Origin of the sequence: Paenibacillus sp. LjRoot56 (assembly GCF_964253335.1) — a bacterium.
GTDB classification, from domain to species: Bacteria; Bacillota; Bacilli; order Paenibacillales; family NBRC-103111; genus Paenibacillus_E; species Paenibacillus_E allorhizoplanae.
In genome coordinates this window covers 564,485-586,499 of record NZ_CAXURV020000002.1, presented here as the reverse complement: position 1 = coordinate 586,499, position 22,015 = coordinate 564,485, and the positions used below count along the sequence as shown (strand labels likewise).

At 44.7% G+C, this 22,015-nt stretch carries 14 protein-coding genes and 1 pseudogene; 3 read left to right on the top strand and 12 right to left on the bottom strand.

What is annotated here, in order from left to right; genetic code table 11:
• Window positions 1-258: 258 nt before the first annotated feature.
• The 4 genes and pseudogenes from ACSQ8O_RS15135 to ACSQ8O_RS15120 form a co-directional block, all read right to left on the bottom strand.
• Window positions 259-882, bottom strand: a pseudogene (locus tag ACSQ8O_RS15135) (YfbR-like 5'-deoxynucleotidase); the annotation flags it as partial.
• Between the two features lie 153 nt (window positions 883-1,035).
• Complete coding sequence (locus tag ACSQ8O_RS15130) at window positions 1,036-1,407, bottom strand: response regulator (RefSeq protein WP_436242369.1); 372 nt, start codon at window positions 1,405-1,407, stop codon at window positions 1,036-1,038.
• A 156-nt stretch (window positions 1,408-1,563) separates the two neighbouring features.
• A complete protein-coding gene (locus tag ACSQ8O_RS15125) occupies window positions 1,564-2,682 on the bottom strand; it encodes a response regulator (protein ID WP_436242368.1) in 1,119 nt (372 codons plus the stop codon).
• The gene (locus ACSQ8O_RS15120; RefSeq protein WP_436242367.1) at window positions 2,669-5,782 is read right to left on the bottom strand and encodes a hybrid sensor histidine kinase/response regulator; all 3,114 of its coding nucleotides are present in this window, start codon (window positions 5,780-5,782) and stop codon (window positions 2,669-2,671) included. Before ACSQ8O_RS15120 ends, ACSQ8O_RS15125 begins: the two co-directional genes overlap by 14 nt.
• Window positions 5,783-5,876: 94 nt before the next feature.
• Here ACSQ8O_RS15120 and ACSQ8O_RS15115 point away from each other — a divergent pair, with 94 nt between their 5' ends.
• Both ACSQ8O_RS15115 and ACSQ8O_RS15110 read left to right on the top strand, forming a co-directional pair.
• On the top strand, window positions 5,877-6,419 hold the full coding sequence (locus ACSQ8O_RS15115; protein WP_436242366.1) for a hypothetical protein: 543 nt from the start codon (window positions 5,877-5,879) through the stop codon (window positions 6,417-6,419).
• A gap of 94 nt (window positions 6,420-6,513) precedes the next feature.
• Window positions 6,514-6,738, top strand: coding sequence for a hypothetical protein (locus ACSQ8O_RS15110; protein WP_436242365.1), 225 nt, complete (start codon window positions 6,514-6,516; stop codon window positions 6,736-6,738).
• Between the two features lie 18 nt (window positions 6,739-6,756).
• On the opposite strand, the gene ACSQ8O_RS15105 is transcribed toward ACSQ8O_RS15110, so the two are convergent.
• Together ACSQ8O_RS15105 and ACSQ8O_RS15100 are read right to left on the bottom strand one after the other, a co-directional pair.
• A complete protein-coding gene (locus ACSQ8O_RS15105; protein WP_436242364.1) occupies window positions 6,757-9,147 on the bottom strand; it encodes an ATP-binding protein in 2,391 nt (796 codons plus the stop codon).
• 85 nt (window positions 9,148-9,232) lie between these two features.
• Complete coding sequence (locus tag ACSQ8O_RS15100) at window positions 9,233-10,087, bottom strand: AraC family transcriptional regulator (RefSeq protein WP_436242363.1); 855 nt, start codon at window positions 10,085-10,087, stop codon at window positions 9,233-9,235.
• 142 nt (window positions 10,088-10,229) lie between these two features.
• Here ACSQ8O_RS15100 and ACSQ8O_RS15095 point away from each other — a divergent pair, with 142 nt between their 5' ends.
• A complete protein-coding gene (locus ACSQ8O_RS15095) occupies window positions 10,230-12,617 on the top strand; it encodes a glycoside hydrolase family 2 TIM barrel-domain containing protein (protein WP_436242362.1) in 2,388 nt (795 codons plus the stop codon).
• Between the two features lie 675 nt (window positions 12,618-13,292).
• On the opposite strand, the gene ACSQ8O_RS15090 is transcribed toward ACSQ8O_RS15095, so the two are convergent.
• From ACSQ8O_RS15090 to ACSQ8O_RS15065, 6 genes are all read right to left on the bottom strand, one after another.
• The gene (locus tag ACSQ8O_RS15090) at window positions 13,293-15,449 is read right to left on the bottom strand and encodes an MMPL family transporter (protein WP_436242361.1); all 2,157 of its coding nucleotides are present in this window, start codon (window positions 15,447-15,449) and stop codon (window positions 13,293-13,295) included.
• A gap of 9 nt (window positions 15,450-15,458) precedes the next feature.
• Window positions 15,459-16,610 (bottom strand): NAD(P)/FAD-dependent oxidoreductase, encoded by a 1,152-nt coding sequence (locus ACSQ8O_RS15085; protein ID WP_436242360.1) that lies wholly within the window; start codon window positions 16,608-16,610, stop codon window positions 15,459-15,461.
• Entirely contained in the window at window positions 16,607-17,326 is a 720-nt protein-coding gene (locus ACSQ8O_RS15080; protein WP_436242359.1) for a methyltransferase domain-containing protein, read from the bottom strand. The genes ACSQ8O_RS15085 and ACSQ8O_RS15080 overlap by 4 nt, the downstream gene beginning before the upstream one ends.
• A complete protein-coding gene (locus tag ACSQ8O_RS15075; RefSeq protein ID WP_436242358.1) occupies window positions 17,319-18,464 on the bottom strand; it encodes a type III polyketide synthase in 1,146 nt (381 codons plus the stop codon). Before ACSQ8O_RS15075 ends, ACSQ8O_RS15080 begins: the two co-directional genes overlap by 8 nt.
• Window positions 18,465-18,699: 235 nt before the next feature.
• A complete protein-coding gene (locus ACSQ8O_RS15070) occupies window positions 18,700-20,541 on the bottom strand; it encodes a glycosyltransferase (RefSeq protein ID WP_436242357.1) in 1,842 nt (613 codons plus the stop codon).
• Between the two features lie 97 nt (window positions 20,542-20,638).
• Window positions 20,639-22,003 carry an RCC1 domain-containing protein gene (locus ACSQ8O_RS15065; RefSeq protein ID WP_436242356.1) on the bottom strand — a complete coding sequence of 455 codons (1,365 nt, stop codon included), beginning with the start codon at window positions 22,001-22,003 and terminating at the stop codon, window positions 20,639-20,641.
• Window positions 22,004-22,015: the final 12 nt, after the last annotated feature.

The window sequence follows — 22,015 nt, the reverse complement described above, 5'->3', positions numbered from 1 at the left end:
TCGGTCACTATGGCGGCGAGCTCGGTTTCGAGGAGTTCACGAGCAAATGGATTTCCGTTCAAAAAGAGCCGCGGGTATTCCCAATTTAATTGGCTGCAGACAGAACAAAAATAAGCATGTTTCATCAATGATCTCATTGATCGAACATGCTTTTTTCCATGCCTATTTTCATAATTGATACACTTCATTCACTGACAATGTAGCTACAGTACGTTTTCCTACCTTATGCGTCATTCTTCCTTCTTCGTTTTGAACGTCAGCCAACGCCTCTTCCGTTATCCTTTTGATGTCAACAAGTGAAGCCATCTCATCATTTACCATATCGGGAAGGATGTTAGTTAAAAAATATTCCACACAAAATAAATCAATGTTTTTAATTTTAATTAAAGCATTTCGATACATCGTAACGAATTCTTTTTCTGTATTTCCCTTCTGTATCTCAGCAAATGCCTCATACACTTGATCCATTTTATCCGCAACTTCCAAAATCAGTCCTTCTATTGAACCGTCTTTACCCTCTTGCAGTTGTTTATGGAAAGTCTCTTTAAACTCTGCGGGGATATGTTCTTCAATAAAGTTATAGACCATTCCTTCTTCTACTTGTTGTATCAATAATCGGAGTTCATGTGACGCATGTTTGACAGGCGTTTTAATATCTCCAATGAAGATTTCACCATAATCATGACTGCTGGTAATTTCATAGAGCTTTTTCCAGTTAATTATTGCGCCATTTTTCTCTTCGATGTCCGCAAGTGTTTTGGCATATTGAACAACTTTCCATGAATGAGCCGCTACACTATGTTCTTCAAATTTGAACTTCCCTGGACATCGTATGATTCTTTCTAGCTCATTTAAAGACCTAAAATAAGTATGAATGCCCATAGTTGTAATCTCCCTGTTTGTATAGTCGGGTCCCTCTTTATATTATACAAGCTACCTGTTAATTGGAGATTAAAACTAACTCATACAATTGTTAACGTACGCAACAAAAAGACGCTCACTTAGAAAGTCAACGTTTTTTTGTTAATCAGTTCTCTAGCTATTTCTTGATAGAAGCACACGATCCACAGCCTCCACAATTCTTTCATTGTTAAAAGGCTTCACCAGAAAATCTTTGGCACCAGCACGTATGGAATCGAGTACCATTTGCTGCTGCCCCATGGCCGAACACATGATGATATTTGCCCGGGGATCGAACTTCATAATTTCCTTCAAAGCTGATATCCCATCCATCTCGGGCATCGTAATATCCATCGTCACTAAGTCTGGTTTATATCGCTTATACAATTGTATGGCTTCCCGCCCATTGCTGCCTTCTGCGACAATCTCGTGACCGAGGGAGCTCAAGTAATCTTTTAACAGTGCTCTCATAAAAGCAGCATCATCGATAATCATGATTCTTTTCATGGGACGTACTCCCCTTTCAACTTTCACTCAACATATCCTCTCTATTCATACATTGTAGCAATGGCTTCTCTCAAAATTCTCACAAAAAGGAAATTCATGTCGAAAACACGCAAAAAGACGGAAAGCAATTGAACGCTCTCCGTCTTTTAAATACATTTAATTTAAATAGGCAGCTATACTATTACTCATTTCCTTCGAAGGCTCTATCCCGAGTTCTCTCAAGTACAACGCTTTGAAGCTGGTATAATGCTTAGCAATTCGTTCCCTTTTCCCGCTTTTTGCATAGATATCTATCAGCATTTGGTGCATCTCTTCATTCAAAGGATACAACGTCAAGTACGTATCTAACCTCAACTCCGCTTTGCTCCAGGCTTCTTCACGCAAGTCGCGTTGAACCATTAGACATACAAGTGACGTATATTGCTTCCTATAATTCTCCTCCAATTGGGTTTTCCACAGATAATCCTTGCGGTCTAACAACGTGCCTCGATAAAGGGAAAACACCCTTTCCGCTTGTGTCATGTCTTGAATCCCTTCTAGGGAAGCTATCTCACTTAACTGGAACTCCAATAGATCATACATACTCCCTAACGTATCTATCATATAGCCATCATTTGTTTTGAGAATATCCATCCCGATTTCTTGTTCTTTCAACAGTTTCTTCAAACGATAAATGGTATTATGTAAATTGTGCGAAGCGCGGTCTTCCAGCATATCCGGCCATAACATATCGGCCAAATACCATTTATTAATGTCCTGTCCTGGATTGCACAGGAAATAGGCGAATAGCTCCTCCGTCTTTTTCGTTGGCCATCGGACAAGTGCACCTTCCGGATTGCGTACCTCCAAACTTCCGAAGCAACGGATTACAGACTGCCGCGCTTTACTTACAGTAGGCTCAGTCACTTGTTCTAACTTTAAAAGGCGACTCGTAATGCGTTCAATTGCAGCAGGTGTGACTGGCTTTAGAATATAGTCAAAAGCATAGACCTTGAAGGCATCTAACGCATACTCCTTGTAGGCTGTCGTAAAGATAATTTTAGTCTGCTCCATCATGTCATTGATTCGCTGAGCAAGTTCAAGCCCATTCATTTTCGGCATCTCTACATCCAAAAAAGCCAGGTCAGGCTTTAGTTCACATATAGCGGTTAGCGCTTCCTGCGGATTATGAAAAGCCCCAATGATGCTATAATGTGGGTTCCTTCCGATCAGAACCTTCATTAATTCGAGAATTGGTTTTTCATCTTCAACAATTACCACCCTAATCAAGTTCATCCCACCTTTCTACAAAGACATCCTTATCTTTACCGGTTAAAGGCAGATACATGGTAACCTTCGTTCCACGCCCCATCTCTGAATTGATCGACAGCGAAGCTCCTGGGATCCTATCTACCCTTTTACGGATATTCGCAATCGCAATGCCTCCACTTCCATGTTCTCCGTTCGCCATCTGGTAGAGCAAATCATCTGGGATTCCGATCCCATTATCGTGTATCGTCACATGTAAATAACCGTCTCCTTCTTGAATCGTTAGTGTGACGGTTCCGTACTCATCTTTCTCAAACAAGCCGTGTCGAATCGCATTCTCCACAAACGGTTGGATGCAAAGCGAGGGGATAGAGAAATGTTTCAGGCTTTCATCTACGTAACAAATAAATTCAAATCGATCTCCATATCGCGCTTTCTCAATCTCCACATAGGCATCAATCAAATCTAGCTCCCGATGAAGATTGACGAATAAGTCATTTCGGTCCATATCCAGAATATAACGCAGGAATTGGCTCAGCTTCGACAATAAATATGCAGCTTTCTCGCCATCCGTATAACAAAATGAAATTACACTGCTAAGCGCATTATAAAGGAAGTGAGGCTTAATCTGTGCTTGATGGAAGGCAAGCTCATTACGAATCGCTTCTTGGATCGAGGTTTTCATCGCAATCAAGGTCTGAATTCTCGCGATTAGTGTCTCTGCTTCGAATGGTTTCGTGACGTAGTCATTCGCTCCCACACTGAATCCAAGTGCGATATCTTGTGAAGTGTCCTTGGCCGTCGCGAATAAAATAGGCAAATCCAGAATGGAGTGCTGTGTACGCAACACTCGGCAGAGCTCAATCCCAGAAACGCCTGGCATCATCACATCTAGGATAATCAGATCAATTTGCGGGTGTTCACTCATTTTGCTCATCGCTTCTTTAGCAGAAAAAGCCGTAAGCACATTATAGCTATGTCTTTTCAGAATATTCAGCAGTGTATACATATTGGAAGCCTCATCATCCACGACGAGAATCGTATGAGCATGCTCCTCTAGACTATCCAAAGATTCAGGGTCATTTCCATGTCTTTGGGGATAGCTATCTATCATCGATCGTTCTTGGCTCACAGGCATGTAATTAATGGCCATCGGTAGTTTAAAAGCCATTCGCGTACCCTGTCCAACTTCTGTCCATTCAATCCGAATGTCCCCACCCATTCGCTCTACGAGCTTGCGACTAATATACAAGCCAACCCCCATGCCTGTGTAGCCGTCCTCTGGTAAAGCATGCTCTTGTTGTTCGAAATACTCGAATACTTTGGCGTATTTATCAGGTGAAATCCCCGTCCCTGTATCCTCAACGACAATGTGAATGTCCTCTTCCAATATGCTTGCACTTACGCTGATCATACCTTGTTCGGTATGCTTCATTGCATTGTGCACTAAATTGTACATGATTTGACGTAACCTATTCTCGTCCGCTTGGACCCACATATCCGGTGGCACTTGGTTATCCAAGCGTACCGCTTTGCCTGCAAGCTCGAACTGCAAGACATCAAATACGATTTGAGTCACGGCCCGCACATCGACAACGGTCATAAGCAACCGCAGCTCGCCATGCTTCAACCGCGTAACATCAATGAGATCCTGCATGAGCATCGATAATTTTACAGATGTATCCTTGACTAACCATAAATTTTGCTTCTGCCTAACAGATAAATTGTGCTCATCATCATCCAGTAAAGATGAGGTAATGTTCATGATTCCGTGCAGCGGCGTCTTAATTTCATGAGAGGTGTGCATCAGAAACTCGTCCTTCAACTGATTGGAGACGGTAAGTCGATGTGTCAGAAGCTCTGTTTTCTCATACGCATTGGTTAAGCGTACCGCTAACAATAGATTCATAATCGTAATGAAACCAATAACCCCAACTTTATGCCATAAATCCGAGTTTATCGCACTTTCCGAATATAAAACACCATCTACTAACGAGACCATTAACGAGACGATAGCTACTATAAACAAGCCAAGTTCTTTCCGTTCATAGGTACCTCTCTTACTATCGAAGAACAGATAAACCATTCTACCGAGAAGTAGTAGGGGCACGAAACCAATGTATAGAAAGAATAAACTTCTCACTTCATTGTAGAGAGCATAAGGGAAGATAATGATCACGACTACAATCAGAACGATTGGAGCAATGAGCAGCCTGATCTTGTTGCGTGAAATCAACTTCTGGTGGATGGAACAAAAAAACAATAAACAAAGAATGGAACTAACAAACTCAAAACTATCCAGCATTTTATACGTGATATCAAAAGGAATCTCAGGCAACAGTCGTTGAAACAGCTTCTCACCGTACAGAAACTGCACGCCAGCCGTGGAGAAGAGATATAACCCGCTCAGTAAATATGTTTTCTCTCGACTACGAAGGAAGTAGAGACTAAGATGATAAGCTCCGAACATGACAAGCACCAAAATGAGGGATAAATCGCCTCCGATTAATAAGCTATTTAGTTTAGAAATGTCTGCATGCAAGCCAAATTGAATGGCATTTACAATCCCCCCAGACATATATTCATAATTCGCCACTTGCAATAAAATCTCAAATTCCTGCGAATTCACATGAAAAAATGTGCTGTAAGGTGTATTCCCCGGCATGTTGGTTTCTTTATTACTACCTGGAAGTCCGCTTCCCCCCTCCAATTTGCCATCGACATACAGCCGATGGGACATCCGGATGCTGCGCAGCTTCATACCATAGATGTCATCGGTATTATCCACTCGAACTAAGAGACGGTAAGTTCCGTAACCTTTGTTGCTTACACCACCTTCTATCGTCTTCCCTTTCCATAAACCGGGCACGTCTATATAAGAGACATCTCTGCGCGTTCCTGATTGAAAATCGGCAGGCGTTAACAGCTGCCCTTCATAAAATTCCCACTCCCCATCTAAAGAAACAACGCCTAGCTTGCGGAAATCCTCCTTAGATAAATCCAAAACACCCTGTTTGGCAGTCTGCTTGTTTTGGCTTGGGATCATCTGCGAATAAATGCCAATAAATAATAAAATAGAAAACGAGAACACCAAGCTGATTCCTATGATTTGACGAAAACTCCTCACTATGGGTCCCCTTTCTCCGATTATCAGATACAAGTGATTCTATCATTTCATACTCACAAAAATCTCACAAGCCCTTCTATCACTTATACTAGGAGTGAAAAATTTTAAAAAAGTTGGATCGAAAGAAAAACTTGCAGTGTCGAAGTCGAGTAACTTTTACAAAGTTCCTTCTTATAGAGGCTTTGAAGAAGGTTATGGTGAAATTGATCATTTACTTCGTTATCCTCATACAAAAGTTCCCAAAATATTAGAAGATAACATCCTACTTCTGAATCGTATTGCTGGCAGTGCAGATGAAATGGCTTCATTCATTAACATACTCAAAAGAGATTGGTTTGCGATGATGGGTAACTATGAAGAAATAATTGATACTACAAACAATCCTTATAATACTTCTGATTTAGGAGTCTCAGGAACTAGCTTTTTTACTATTGGTGTACATTCAAAAAAATTGGTTGATCAGCATGGAGAAGCTATACAAAAAATTGGAGGTACTGCAATTCAAGTTGTAAACCGTCATGGAGATGCTATTAAAATACTTGGAGATGCTGCAATTAATGTAGTGAACAAACATGATCAAGCACTTAAATCACTACAGAAGTCACTAGATACCTCTCAATCACAGAAAACACCATAAGCTAAGAATAATGATCACTCTTAATTAAAGAGGTTATCACTATTCAACGAAGTCAGGTGACAATGGTAAATGAATGTTGGCGAGGCACCGCTGCTTGGAATTAAGGTTAACTGGAAAAACTCCATTTATTTCAGCGATTAAATCCTTGAAAATTCAGTTTAAATGGAAAAATTTAGATGTACTTTTTCCAGTAATCGCAAATCAGACGCTGAAAAATGAAATCAACGACCAAAATACCCGTGTTATCCGCGTCAAAGCTGTAAAAACAAAAGCATGCACAATCCATAGAAATCTTGGACTACGCATGCTTTCTCTTTAACTGGATTCTCTCGTCTCCTTACACCCGCTTCAATCCGAGAATCTCGAGCAACATACCTGACAATTGGCTAGGTGGATACGGTTTGACGAAATACATGTTTGCCCCGATTTCCTTCCCCTTCTCCGTTTCGTCCAGTGCGGAGGAAATGAAGATAGGCAGGTCATGTAAGACTGGATCTTCCTTGATGAGATTGATAATCTCCCATCCGTCGATACTATTGTTTAGCATGATGTCAACGATAACCGCATCCGGCCTCTTGATCGACATGTCCTTAAGAGCTTTTTCGCCCGTCGTGTAATTGATGACATGGAAGCCTTTCTCAGTGAGCTCCTCGGTGAGCAGTTCCGTCAAGCTGACGTCATCCTCGATGAGTACGACGGTTTTGCCTGTGAATTCATGTGCTGCAGCGGTTAGCAGCTCTTCCCCGTTGGTAATCTCAGGCATCGAAATCAAAGGAAAGCTAACGCGGAACGTACTTCCTTCTCCTAGTTTAGAGGTAACAGTAATTTCGCCGCCATGTGCTTCGACAATGCCTTTCACAATAGCAAGACCTAACCCCGTTCCACCTATGGCTCTTCGATCCGAATTATCAATGCGATAAAACTTCGTAAACAGCTTTGGAATGGCTTCTTCCGGAATTCCCAATCCCTCATCGGTAATGTCAACAAGAGCTTGATTACCAACATGGTAAAGCTTCGCCGTAATCCGTCCGCCTTCTGGTGAATACTTGACTGCGTTGCTAACGAGGTTCATGAAAAGCTGCGTCAGATTATCCTGATCTCCTGAAATAACATACGGTATATTAGGGATATGAACGTTGAAATCATGCTTCGTGGAGCTTCCTTGCTGCAAAGTGAAGACGACATTTAACACCTCAAAGAGATCAACTGGATTCTTCTGGTGAGTCGATTTACCCGATTCCATCCGTTGGACATCCAGGAAATCATTAATTAATGCGGTCAGCCGAATAGTCTCTTGATGTATTGTTTTCAAATATTTCTGTTGCTTCTCTGGACTCATCTCTTTGGTCAGCAATCGTTCAGCAAAGCCCAATACACTGGAAAGCGGTGTACGCAGCTCATGACTTACGGTACTTACGAACTCCGACTTTAATTGGTCGACTTCGGCTTGTTTCGTCATATCCCGATGGACAAAAACCGTTCCGATTCTCCCCGTTTCTCTATACAACGGCTCCGCATAGGCTTGAATGACTCTTCGTGTTGGAGAAGTAATCTCATACATATATGCGCTTTCCTCTATCGCTTCTTCGGTAATCTGTGAGATCATAAACGACTTTAAGTCCGTGCTATCCGCAATGGAATGTGATGTGGAAGCGATAAACTGGGATAATTGGATATCTGACATGGACTGCTGCTTAGGAATACCAAATAATTCATTCATCGTTGAGTTCGCCTTTACGATGACCCCCTCGACATTGACGAACTGAACTCCTTCTTGAATGGTATCCATGATGTCTCTCGTAAGCGCTCTTTCGTTAATCAAGAGTTCTTCGTTTTCTTCCATTTTACGCAATAATTCCTGAAGCTCTTCCTGCTGCATCTGTAGCTCTTCTTGCTGGGCAATTAACTCTTCATTCTGCGATAGTAGCTCTTCTTCCTTCACTTGAACCTTCTGCAGCATGGTGTGAAAGGACCGATTGAGAAGACCAATTTCATCGTTCCGCTTGGACATTTCCAGCTCAACCGACTGCCCTAATGACACTTTTTCTGCGTGATCTGCCAGTTTGCGCAGCGGTCTGCCCATGTTCCTGGCCGTGATCGATGTCAGGAAAGTAATAAATACCAAAATGCCAAATACATACGCAAAGAATACATAATTCAGATTAGATAAGGTCTTAAACAAGTTCCGTGCTTCTGTTTCCGATTGGGACGAGTTCTGCATCGAAATGTCATTAATTTTGCCTAACAAATCATAGATACTTGTCCCTACACTGCCGTTTGGTGTCGTTGCACCAGCTTTCACTATGGCCAATGGATCCTCGTTATGCGCGAGCTTTACGTATTTCGGAAATACATTTTCAAAATAGTTTTTCTCAAATGACTTTAACGTTGTAAGTAGCTCTTTCTCCTGATCTGTTAAAGGAAGCTGCACAAATGTCTCCATGGCTTTCTCTAGATCCGGCTTTTCCTTCATAACGGCCTCATATTCAAACTCCTGGCGGAATGCGTAAAAGGCCCTTGCATGCAAAAAGATTTGATTGTAGTGGAGATAGATAGAAGCCGTAGCCTTTTCTTTCTCTTTGAGCAGCGTGATGCGCTCTTGATAAGACTGTTGTACATGATGGCCAATGAATGAAACACCAATTGCCCCAACCATGACAAGCAATGCGAAAAACAATATCATTCTAACAAATCGACGGGAAAGGCTCGACTTCACAAGATTAGGCATGGCAGATCTCCTTTACACATCAATTCACCAAAATTCGACAAATTCCTACCTGACCAATTCGGTGACTGCCATGAAATTCCTCTAATTATAGTTCCACCTGATCCTTATATCGACTAGGCGGGATTCCCACAGCTTGGCAGAACACTCTGCTAAAGTATAAGGGATTGTCATAGCCGACAATTGCAGCAATTTCTTTCACATGTAAGGAAGTTTCTGAGAGCATCTTTTTAGCTTCATTGATCCGAATATTGGTTACATATTTGCCTGGTGTCGTGCCTGTAACATCCTTGAATTTATGGATAAATCGAAAAAGACTCAAGTTGCACGTCTTGGCAAGTTCCGAAACAACCAAGTTCTGGCTATAATTTTCGTACATGATTTCCATGATCATATGGATGTCAGCATGGTGGTCATCTTTCCCTTGATTTTCAGTTCTTTGCAGCCTTCTGCCTAGCAGCGCGAGCAAGGTGAGTAAGTAGGCTGACGTCACATGCTCATTGAAAGGCTTCTTCATATTCAGTTCCCGGATAATTTTTTTAAACAACTCCCCCACCTCATCTACAAGGCCAACCGTTTGAATAGAAGTGTCTAGTAGTCCACATTGCTGCAAATAATTCTGTACGCCATGTCCTGTAAAATGAATCCAGTATGCCTCTGTAGCATCTTTCGCGAAATACGTGTACGTCTGCGGCTCGTTGGGAGCATACAAGACGATTTGACCTTTATGCACGTCTTGTGAGAGCTGATTAAAGTAGAAAGTCCCTTTTCCACCCACCAAATAAATCAACTGATAATCGACACGACCTTGTTCACGCTTCCGATTTAAATCAATGGTCATCAGCTTCTGATAACCGCAACAGTTGACAGTCAGCAGGTTGTCGTTCCGCTCAACGCCTTGCTCATACCAATCGTCTAGCGCATTGCCGGATATATTAATCATCACAATCACTCCATTAGCAATTTTGTGCATGTTATTAGCAATATATTTTATTCACTAACTCTAATTCTAATCTTATAATGAAAGCGCGACAACGTAATTCCTTGCAATTTTGTGAATGCTCAGATGAGAAGGGAGAAAGACGATGAATAGGAGCAGAATCATTGAAAATATCAATTTGTATTGGAAGTTTTTCAGAGGGGATGAATCCCAAGCCTGGTATAGAGGTTATGAAGATGCCAGTTGGCGTGATGTGACGCTTCCTCATGATTGGTCCGTTGAAGAACCATTTTCACAAGAGCATTCCAGTGGTACGGGCTACTTGCCTGGCGGCATAGGTTGGTATCGTAAAAACTTACTGCTTCCTCAGGAATTGGCAGGCAAACGCGTAAACATTACCTTCGAAGGGGTCTATAATAACGCCCAAGTATGGTGCAATAGCTATTATCTGGGGAAACGCCCCTACGGCTATAGCAGCTTTACCTATGACATCACCGATTTCATCTCCTTTGGGAAACAGGACAATGTGATTTCTGTCAAAGTTGACCACCAAGATATTGCAGACTCCAGATGGTTTACCGGATCAGGCATATATAGAGATGTTTATATCACGATTACAGATGCGATACATATCGATCACTACGGTGTATTTGTCACAACACCAGAAGTTTCAAAGGATCAAGCTACCGTTGCTGTTAACATACGATTATCCAATGAATCACAAGTAGATGCGACAATTGAGCTTTCAAATACCCTAAGGGATGCGGACGGAAACCTGATCGAATCGGTAGGAGAGGAGATTGTCGTTCAGACTGACTCCATTACGGAATTGAATCAAACCATCAAGGTGACTGCCCCAAATCTATGGTCCCCTGACAGCCCTGATTTGTACGTATTATGTACGGAGATTAGGAAGAATGGCGAAATCATCGACCATGTGAACACCAATGTGGGCATTCGATGGTTTGAATTTGATGCCCATAAAGGCTTCTTCTTAAATGGCGTGAATATGAAATTAAAAGGTGTTTGTGTCCATCATGATGCGGGGGCACTAGGTGCTGCAGTTCCTGTACAGGTATGGCAGCGGAGACTTCAAGCGCTTCAAGACATGGGCTGTAACGCCATTCGAATGAGTCACAACCCGCCTGCTCCTAATTTGCTCGATTTATGCGACCGCATGGGATTTCTCGTCATTGATGAAGCGTTTGACGAATGGGAAGGCGTGAAGCATAAATGGTCAACCGGACACAACGTGTACCCGCCAAAGCATTTTGGCTACTATGAGGATTTCCCTCAGTGGGGAGAATTGGACATCAAGGAGATGGTTTTGCGGGATCGGAATCATCCCTCTATCATTTTATGGAGCATCGGAAATGAAGTGGATTATCCCAATGATCCCTATTGTCACCCATATTTTCAAACAATGACCGGTAATAACGATGCCAACAAACCTGCCGCTGAGCGCGAATATGATCCGAATAAACCGCAAAGTGAAAGACTGACTACGATCGCCAAAAAACTTGTGCGCTATGTGAAGGAATGCGATACGACTAGACCCGTTACTGCCGCTCTAGCCTTTCCCGAATTAGCGAATTTGATTGGCTATGCGGATACATTGGATGTGGTGGGCTACAATTACAAAGAACATCTCTACTCAGAAGCGCGGCAGCAATATCCGAATCGAGTTACCTTTGGCAGTGAAAATAGCGCGAGCCTAGAGGCTTGGCTTGCTGTCAAAGACAACGATGCGATATGTGCGCAATTTATTTGGACAGGAATCGATTATATGGGCGAAGCCAAAGGCTGGCCTATTCGGGCTTCGCAAGCCGGATTCATGGATCTTGCTGGCTTTAAGAAAGCCAGATATTACTTCCGTCAGAGCCTATGGAGCGCGGAACCAATGGTTTTTCTAGCCACGGCTAGTAAAGAAGATCCCGCGTATACAAGTAATAAAAGATGGCATGGCGGTTCGCCACACTGGAACTGGAAGCCTGACGAACAGCTGGATGTCATCTGTTATACAAACTGCGAGGAGGCAGAGCTCTTCCTTAATGAACGATCGCTAGGAACGAAGAAGCTGAATGATTCTTCGCTAGGCTACCTTACATGGGAAGTCGGCTTTGAGGAAGGAATTTTGAACGTCGTTGCCAGAAGCACTGAAGGCATTGGCTGTTCCTGTGCTTTGGAAACGGTCACGAAAGCAGAGAAACTGATGTTACGGGTAGATAAAGCAGAATTAAGCGCTGATGGACAGGAAATTGCTCATGTTGAGATCGAGATCACTGACAGCCATGGTAAACACGTTTATCTTGCAGACGATCTCATCCGATTATCCATCGATGGGCCCGGTGAAATCATTGGCATAGAAAACGGCGATGTACAGGATTTAGAGCCGTATCGCTCTAAATTTAGAAAAGCCTATCACGGCAAGCTGCTTGCCTATGTTAGAGCTGGCGTCACGTCTGACCAGATCGTCGTGAAGGCTGAAGCACAGGGGTTAGTCACAGCAACGATTGTCATTGCTGTGAACTAGAAGATGATCTTTACAGCCACCGTGTACACAAGAAAACCCGTTAACATCCGTTTTTTTGGATGTTAACGGGTTTTTATTGGTGCTCCACATCGCCACACTTGTTGTTTTGGCTCAACAAATCCAGGGAATGCCACGGTGTGATGGCTGTGGAGACTGGTGGTTGGTCGAGATGGCTTGTGTGGTTGTAGGTAGCGTATGTTGGTTTTCGTGCAACTTCCACTCATTAGTTCTTGTATTAACTGGAAAATATACAGCTATATACGATAAATTCCATCAAAAATTCAATTTAAATGGAAAATATGTAGTTAATTCTACCATATCAGTCTAGATCGGATAAAATGGTCAAAATTAACTGTAGGTTCTCCATCTATTGTTTGATTAATCGGAAAATCTAAAGATTTAACTGTAGAAAACCCATCTATTTTGCCGGGAGCATAGAAGATTTACGAAACTTCATCAGACCAGCTCAACTAATGTTACTCAACAATCTACTTCTACTTCTACTTCTACTTCTACTTCTACTTCTACTTCTACTTCTACTTCTACTTCTACTTTTACTTTTACTTTTACTTTTACTAACATTCCCTTTCTATCACACAACTATCTTCTCATACTACTACTCACCTTAACTTTACTCACAGCCATCACGAGAAACCTCTATGCTGCCATTCGAACTTATGTACGCCTTTTACTCACACCAGGTCCCCACCAGTTCCACTTGCCGAGAATAACCATTAGCGCAGGAACAAGCACCAATCTAATCACCGTCGCATCGATAAAAATCGCAGCTGCAATGCCCAGACCTAACTGTTTCACACCAACAACATCTCCAAATGCAAAAGGCAAAGTAACCGCAATCATGATTGCTGCCGCAGAGTTAATAATCTTACTTATAGACCCTAAGCCGACTAGCACAGATCGCTGATTATCGTACGTCCGCTGGTACTCCTCATAAATGCGCGATACTAAAAAAACACCATAATCCATCGAGATCCCAAACGCCAGTCCAAAGATAAACACAGGAATCATAATGGCGATTCTACTCGGTTCTAAGCCGAATTGCCCCTCTTCAAATAGCCAAGCTAGAATTCCGAAAGACGCACCTAAGCTCAGGAGGTTCATGAGGATTGTTTTTAAGGGGATGAGAATGGAACGGAAAGCGATGAATAAGACCACATAGTTAGAAATCAATATGAACAGAAGGACATAGAGTAAGTTGTCAAAAATATCATCGAAAATCTCCTGCTGATACTTCGCCTCACCTCCTAATAGGAATGGGATTGCTCCTGATTCCCCCTCTATTTCCCAACGTCTCACCCAGTCCTTCACTTGCTGTGAGGAGTGTTCACCTTGTAATTGAACCTGTACGAGCATCTCATTCTTATGGACAAAAGCTTCAAAGACTCGCTCGTAGTGCACTCTCGCATTTGGATGTTGAGATAACACATAGAGCTGATCATGTGACATTCGCAATTTTGAGTAAATCGAATCTACCCTTTCAACGAGCGGATCCCTCTCTAACTTTTGTACGAGTAAAGAAGCGTTCTGCCAATCATTTTGGGTTAATTGAGTTGTTTCCCCCGTGGCAACTAGATAAACATCTGAACTTGTTTTCGTTCCAAAATGTGTTTGATACGCCTCGAATGCTGCGCGGGATTCATAGCCTTTCGGCAAAGAGGTCGCATCCGGTATGGCTAATTTCATTCTCGTGAGCGGCAAGAAACAACAGATAAGGATGCAAGCTGCGAGCAGGCTCATTTGGACAGGTCTTCTCATCACAAAATGTGCCATGGCAAACCACAAATTGTTCGCGCCTTTTGTCGTATAAAGCGGTCTGCGTTCAGCTCGAATGGCAGGCCACCACAGGTTTAGAAGCGCCGGCACTAACGTTAGCGTCAGCATAACAGAGACCGCTAACACTGTCATTGCACCTAAGGCAATGGTCGAAAATATGGGTAGAGGAATGAACAATATGCCCATGAGGCCTAAGAAAACACTCAGCGCCGAGAATAAGACGGCTCTTCCAGCTGTCGTCATCGTGGTCAGGATGGCTTGTCCAACAGGAAACACCTGAATTTCCTCACGAAAACGACTAACCATCATCAAGGCAAAATCTATGCTAAGAGCCAGACCTACCATCGGAATAACATTCAGGACAAAGTTAGATAAATCAATTCGTGTTCCTATCCCATACATGATCCCCATCGTGCTCATAACGCCGAAAACGCCAACGATGATAGGAATCAGCGAGGAAGTCATCCCGCCAAATGCCAGCCAAAGAATCAAAAAAGCCGCTGGGATGCCTAAGCTTTCCGCTTTTCTCAAATCATGCTGACTCGCTCGGTTTACATCTTCTTGCACAACCGACTTCCCTGTCAATGAAACTTTCATCTCTCGATGCCCGGGTAATCGTGTTTGAATTTCACCCAATACAGGCTCCATGTCATGCGGACTTTGCTCGAATCCAAGCAGCGCATAGGCGTAATTCCCTTGGATCATCCCTTCCCGTTCGAGCGGAGATACGATCTCTCTTAATCCTTGCATACCGTGCAATGTCAACAAATCTTGCTGTACGTACCGCTCGAATTGCTGGGGCTCCAGCTTGCTATTTTTCTCAAATACGAGAATGACGGGATTCGCTGGCATATGAAAATCAGAAGCGAGTGTTTGCTCGACCTTGGCAAAAGAGCCATCTGAAATCAGCCCATGATCCTTCAGAACAGCAGGCAGCTTGGGAGCGTACCATCCAAAATATAGGAAGAATAGGACCCAGAATAAGACGATGGTTTTGGGATAACGGAGGGATAACAAGGCAAGTTTATGCAAGTTCATATCCCTCCCTTAATACTCGATTTCTTTCAGCCTAGTCGCTTGCACAAATCGATCTGCCAATCCAGGTGTGAACTTTGCTGCAGCAAGCATCACGCTGGGCAAATAGGGAACAGCTAACATCCCCTGCAACCGATGTCCCCACTTCAAAGGTCCTTTGAAATCCCGATGTATGGCCCCCGTATAGTCCCGTTCCCATTCAACTAAGCTGATCTGACCCTTCAGATATCGTGATGCGAATGGTGCACATAACATTGCCGAGCGGAGCGCCATCGACATCCCGTCACCGCAAAGCGGCGGCAGCATCATAGCAGCGTCTCCTAAACGTGGAAACATATCCCACGCAAGGGGCTTGCGTGTTAACTTTACAGGTGCAACAGCCGCTTGTGTGCCAGCAACAGGTTGTGCAGAAGATAAGCGATCTGATAGCTTACTATGCCTAGCGCATGCCGCCTCGATTAACCCTAGAATGGATTTGTCCGTCTCCAGAAAAGCCTCTCGTTCCAATAGTGCTGCCACATTCACCAACCCATCTTCAATCGGGGATAGACCTAGGTAGCCACCTTCAAAGAAATAGAGTTCGACAACCCCATCCATATTCAACCCTTTATAGTGGGATTTCACGCCTAGATGCGCCCCTTTGATGGACATGGCGTCACGGGGTGTTTGGCTTTGCAGCCCAGAAACAGCCGTTGCGCCACAAGCAGCGATAACGGCACGTACCTGATATTCATGAACCACACCGCGCTGCTTCGTAGTTATGAGGTATCCCTGCTCACCGGGTTTCACAGACATCACCGTTGTTTCCGTCTGCAGCTGAACTCCTGCGCGTAAAGCCGCTTGATGAAGCGTTGCGTCAAGCTGATAGCGGCTTACACCCCAAGCTGTTCCTGGAAGAGCAATCTCCAATGGTTTTCCCCGACTTAGGATTAAGCTTGTCCGCTTGATCGCACTTGGCTTTAAGGCGGCTACTGCTTCACGTAATCCAAGTTTTTTAAGCATCATGAGGGATTCTGGGGATAGAAATTCCCCGCATACCTTATGCCTTGGGAATGTTTTACGATCGAACAGCACCGTATCCCAGCCATGATCAGCTAACGACTTGGCCATCACGCTGCCTGCGATTCCAGCACCGATAACGGCTGCATCATAGATGTGAGTCATCGCTCCCGCTCCCTTTTTACAATGACGACCGCATACCTGAACAAGGGTCTCCAAGAGACGATCATGTCGGAGAGGTCCAATGATTGGCGTAGCATCGTCCAATCCTTCGCACGAAAGCCTTTGGCTACCGATAAGGGACCATCATTCAGAATATAACGATTCTTAGAGATAACGCGAGCCGTAACCCACACAGCCCCCCAGGCAATCCAATGCCGATGAATATCATTAATGACAACACCTAATCGGGATGCCTTCAGCATACAACCCACAACTTGCGGAAGCTCCGTATTCGTAAAATGATGCACAAATTGCGTGCCGGTTGTAATATCGACCCCATTTTCCGGTAACTGAAATAAACTGCTCCGCATCACGCTTACACGTGGCTCTGTACGGAAGAACTCGCGCGCCTCTGCACACGCTTCCTCTGTAATATCGACTAGCGTAATACGCAGTTCTACGCCATTCTCATCCGCCCAGCGTAAAAGATGGCGATTGACATCGCCAGAACCAGATCCAACATCCAGAATCGTTAATGTCTTAGGTTTGCCAGCTTGCAGCCATAAGCGTTTAAAGCCATACAAAGTAGGCCCTGCAGCGCCAAAAATGCGATTAAGCCGACGCAAATGTTGCAAAGCTTGCCGAAGCTCGGGGCCTCCCGACGAGAAGTCATCCATTAATTCATGCTGCATTGCCCGTTGTTTTAGCCCCTTAAACATACGTTTCATCTAACTTCGTTTCTTGTATGGCGGCTACACCTTGATAGGTGAATTGAATCATTTCACAGGTAAGTCCTGGCCCGAATGCGAGAGATAGCCCACTTGTCGGTCCCGCTCCGCGGTTCGCCAGTTCCTTCCTCATTTCATCTAGGACGAAAAGGATCGTAGCCGAGGACATATTGCCATAATTGCGCAATACTGTGCGGCTCGGTCGCGTTTCTTCAGCGGTTAATCCGTAAACCTCCTCCAACGCATCAATAATCCCTTTACCTCCTGGATGAATCGCCCAAAGCTCCGGTTTAGGTCCGCCATTAAGCAGATGCGCAACTTGTTCGGGGATCCAGGTTCCAATTAACTTAGGGATATTTGGAGACAGATATAGATCAAAGCCGTGATTCCCTACCTCCCATTTCATTTCATCCGCACAATCTTGTAGAAGAATGGAATGATCATTTCCTAATTGAAAAATGGGATGATGCTGTTCACTTGCGACACCAACTACACAGGACGAAGCCCCATCTCCGAAAAAGGAAGCGCCAAATAAAGCCTCACGATCACTTGAAGGCTGAATATGGAGGGTACACAACTCCACGCAGACGACTAGGATTTTGGCAAACGGGTTGCTGGAAGCGATTTGACGGGACAAACATACAGCCTTCAATCCGGCAGCGCAGCCAAGGAAATTGAAAGGGATCCGATTGACATTGGCAGCTAGTCCCAACTGCTGCGTCAATGCGGCATCTAATCCTGGCAGGAACTGTCCTGTACAGCTTACGGTGATGAGATGCGTGATGTCAGACACGTCAACTTTGGCATCACATAGAGCTTTTCCTGCCGCCTGTAGAGCTAAGGGAACAGACTCGCGCTTGTACGTGGCCATGCGATCGGAGGTCGAAGGCGCTTTCTGATTCGATTGTGAAAAGTATCGGCAATGCTCCGCTGTTTGAAGCAGATTGGGTTCGCAGGTATATCTCGTTTCTACGCCGCATTGCTTGAAAATTTTTTTAGCCCAACGGGCAGAGTTGGGGTTGTCACGCAATGCTTCCGTTAATCGCCCAGAAGTATCTGCTTGGTCTAGACGGAATTCAGGCACAGCGGTACCAATTCCAAGAATTGCGATAACCTGATTTTCTTTCATGGTCAATACTCATCCCCTTGGCTCATCAATTCTTGGCTGGACATGCAGGTCACTTTACACATATGTATTCAAGAAATGTGACTTATATGAGAGGAATTTCCATTAAGAGGTTATTGTTGCAGAGCGCTATGTCAAAAAAGGCAACCTCGCAATCGTTCACTTGAACGCTTTGCAAGATAACCCTTTTACATTCAAATTCCCACGACTGCGCGCATCATTCAAACAGCCAGAAGCTTCAAGTCGTGCTCGAGGAAGCCCCAATGCCCAAGCCTTGAAAATAGGCGCGATTGCTCAGGATTCTGCTGTCTTCAGGTATAAAGGTGGCAGCAATTTCGTTGTGGTGATTAGCTCGTTCATTTTGTCCCAGCTTATTATAGCAGACACTAAGCTGGATATGCGGCAACCAGGTCCAGCAGGTATGCTGCAGCAATGCTTGAGGATGCTGCGGTTTCTCCAGCGAAGCGGCCATTTGGTACCAATACACAGCGCTGGCATAATCGCTTTCTTCCATATGATAATAACCCAGTCTGCAGCAGTTCTCCGCCCTGGGCAACTGGTACGCGAACGATAACAGCGCCTTCGCCTTTGCTTCCATCGGATTGCCCAGATTGTGCAAGCAGTCGGCTGCACGACCGCAGGCATTGATAATGTCTTCGATCCAGCCGTCCTTCTGTTCAAGGAACAGCTCGTACTTACGCAAGGAACGCGCCCATTGCTGATGGTCGAATAGTTCATTTGCATAATAATACAAATCGCGAGAGGAGAACTTCTTTCCTTCTTTCTCTTTTTTTTCATAGAGATTCAGATTGCGGGAAGTTTGGGTATGCTTGCGATCGTGCGTTACGCATACATCGGCGTATTCGATCGCTCCTATCACTTCAAGATACTCGTGTACGACACCAATCCAGCGAAACCCCCTTTCTCGCTTAACCAGCCTGTTTCTGCGCAAACTGACCGTGACATGGCCGAATTCATCGAAGGCGAGGTTGTATACCATCGAAACAGCATCAGTTTGCCATGGCAATGATTGCTTCAGGGCGAGGAATTTGTCAGCGTCCCTAGGCAATAAGATATCATCGGCGTCAAGCCATAAAATATAGTCCTTCTCAGCCTTCTGAAAGGCAAAATTCCGCGCTGCGGAAAAATCATCCATCCATTCAAAATCGTATACGCGATGCGTAAATTGACGAGCGATCTCTTTGGTTCGATCCGTGGAACCCGTATCGATAATAATGATCTCGTCAACGCTTCCCTGTACACTGGACAGACAGCGTTCTAACGTTTCTTCCTCGTTTTTAACAATCATGCACAAGCTGACCGTAACAGCCCACTTCCAACTGTGTAACGCCAATGAGATATCCAATCCCCATTTTTCAAACGATTTTCGGCTATTTGTGCTAATTTGTTCATCATACAATGAAGGATCGTCAGCATATTTTCCATATTTCCGCTCGTAGCGCACAAAGCAGTCCTCGGCAACATAAAGCTCGTAACCTTCTTGTAAAGCACGGTAGCATAAATCGTCATCCTCGTAACTTTCTTCTTCGAATCTTTCATCAAACCCGCCCAACTGGTTGAAGGCGCTTTTACGGAGCATCACAAGATGACTTAGCACGCGAGTTACACGTTTGCTCCGGCTTTCGCGCATAATGCCAATGCTCTCGGAGTAGGACTGCATAACTCGCGGGTTTTCGCTGATAATTGGCGTGTTTTGCAAGCCGCTAATACCGCTGCTGACAGGGCCAACCACAGCCGCAAGCTTGTGCCGCTCCATGCAGTCGTTCAACCGACCGAGCCATCCATCCGTAACGTACATATACTCGCGCATACATACAATATGGGGTGATGAAGCAGCAGCAACACCTATATTGTAAGCTGCCGCAACGCTGGTTCCAGGCTTGCAGAACACGACCGTTACGTTTCTATTCTGCTCTAGCCATTGAGACATTCGCAGAGAGTCTTCCTCCAACACAACAATTAAATGGTAAGGGTGCTCTGTAGTAGAGAGACGAAGGTTGAGGATGCATTCTTGCATAGCTTCAAAATGCTGAGCCAGCAGGACGATGTCCGTTATCATACCAAATCACGCTCCGAGTTGTTATTCGACATAGTCTTGTTCCTACATGAAAAACAGCTGCAGTCGCAGCAATTGCAGACCGCAGCTTCTTTCTTGATTAATTCTCTTTCGACGCTTTTAAATTCAATCCATTTATTCCTTGCGGATAAAGTTGCAGATTCTTCTCTTGATTTCCTAATTGACCGAATATGTTGGAGCCCCATGTGTAATATATGCCGTCTGTCCCCAGCGCCCCACTGGCATAGAAGCCTGCGGAAATTCGGCTGGCTGCAAGTCCAGGTACTTGCACCGGACTGTTTTGATGCTTGGGTGTTTCGTTGCCGAGCTGCCCATAGCTGTCTGAACCCCACGCCCAGACTGAACCGTCTTCCTTCAATGCCATGCTGTACCATGTTCCAGCAGAAATCGAAGATACATGAGCAAGTCCAACTACCTGTACGGGAACAGCCTGTCCTTTATTCGTCATGTCGCCAAGCTCTCCGTATTTATTATGACCCCACGCCCACACCGTTCCATCGTTCAACAAAGCGAGAGAATGAGCGTATCCCGCGCTAATCGATTTAACGCTATGAATGCCGCCGATCTGGTACGGTCGGTTGCGAGAGCTTTTCGTGCCGTCGCCCAGTTGTCCTTCTAAGTTACTGCCCCAGGCCCACACTGTACCATCTTTTGTCAAAGCCAAATTATGCCATCCAGCTGCTGATACGGCAATCACATCATGTAGGTCTGGAACCTCAACGGGTATGGTTTGCGTCGTATTCGAACCGTCACCCAGCTCGCCTAACACATTGGAACCCCATGCCCACACCGTGCCGTCCTTCTTCAATGCCAAGGTATGTGAGGAGCCCGCAGAAATTGCTGCGACATCGCTAAGTGTCGCTACCTGCTCCGCCGTCTCGCGGGATACAAAAGCGCCATCGCCCAACTGCCCATAACGGTTGTCGCCCGATGTCCATACGGAACCATCATCTTTCAAGAACACATTATGGTTGCCTAGAACCGCATCGACAACGTGATCCATACCGGCAGCTTGTTTAGGTACTGTATCCGGCTTGCCACCCTGTCGTTGATTCGAACCCCAGATCCAGAGCGCTCCGTTATCGTCAATGAAGATGCTGCGGTCGAAGCCCATTCGGATTCGGAGCATATCCGAATAGGTGACTGCCGTCACCGTAGAAGCGGTTAGCGGTAGTTTGTCTAAACCATAAGTGGCTGTATTCACTGAAACATTTGTTCCTAAGTCCCCAGTTGTTCCATAGACCGCAGACAAGACATTATCAGCATACAATTGTCTTGACTGATATGCGCTTCCTGAATCATTCAGAAGCCCTACCGATGACCCGGGTACTAAATGTCCCGATATTCCCACTGCCTGAGCAGAATTCCCGTATGCGAACGCCGAGGTCATCAGTAGACAACTGGCAAACGTGCGGAGCCATACCGTGTTTCGCTGTTTGTGCATTGCATTCCCTCC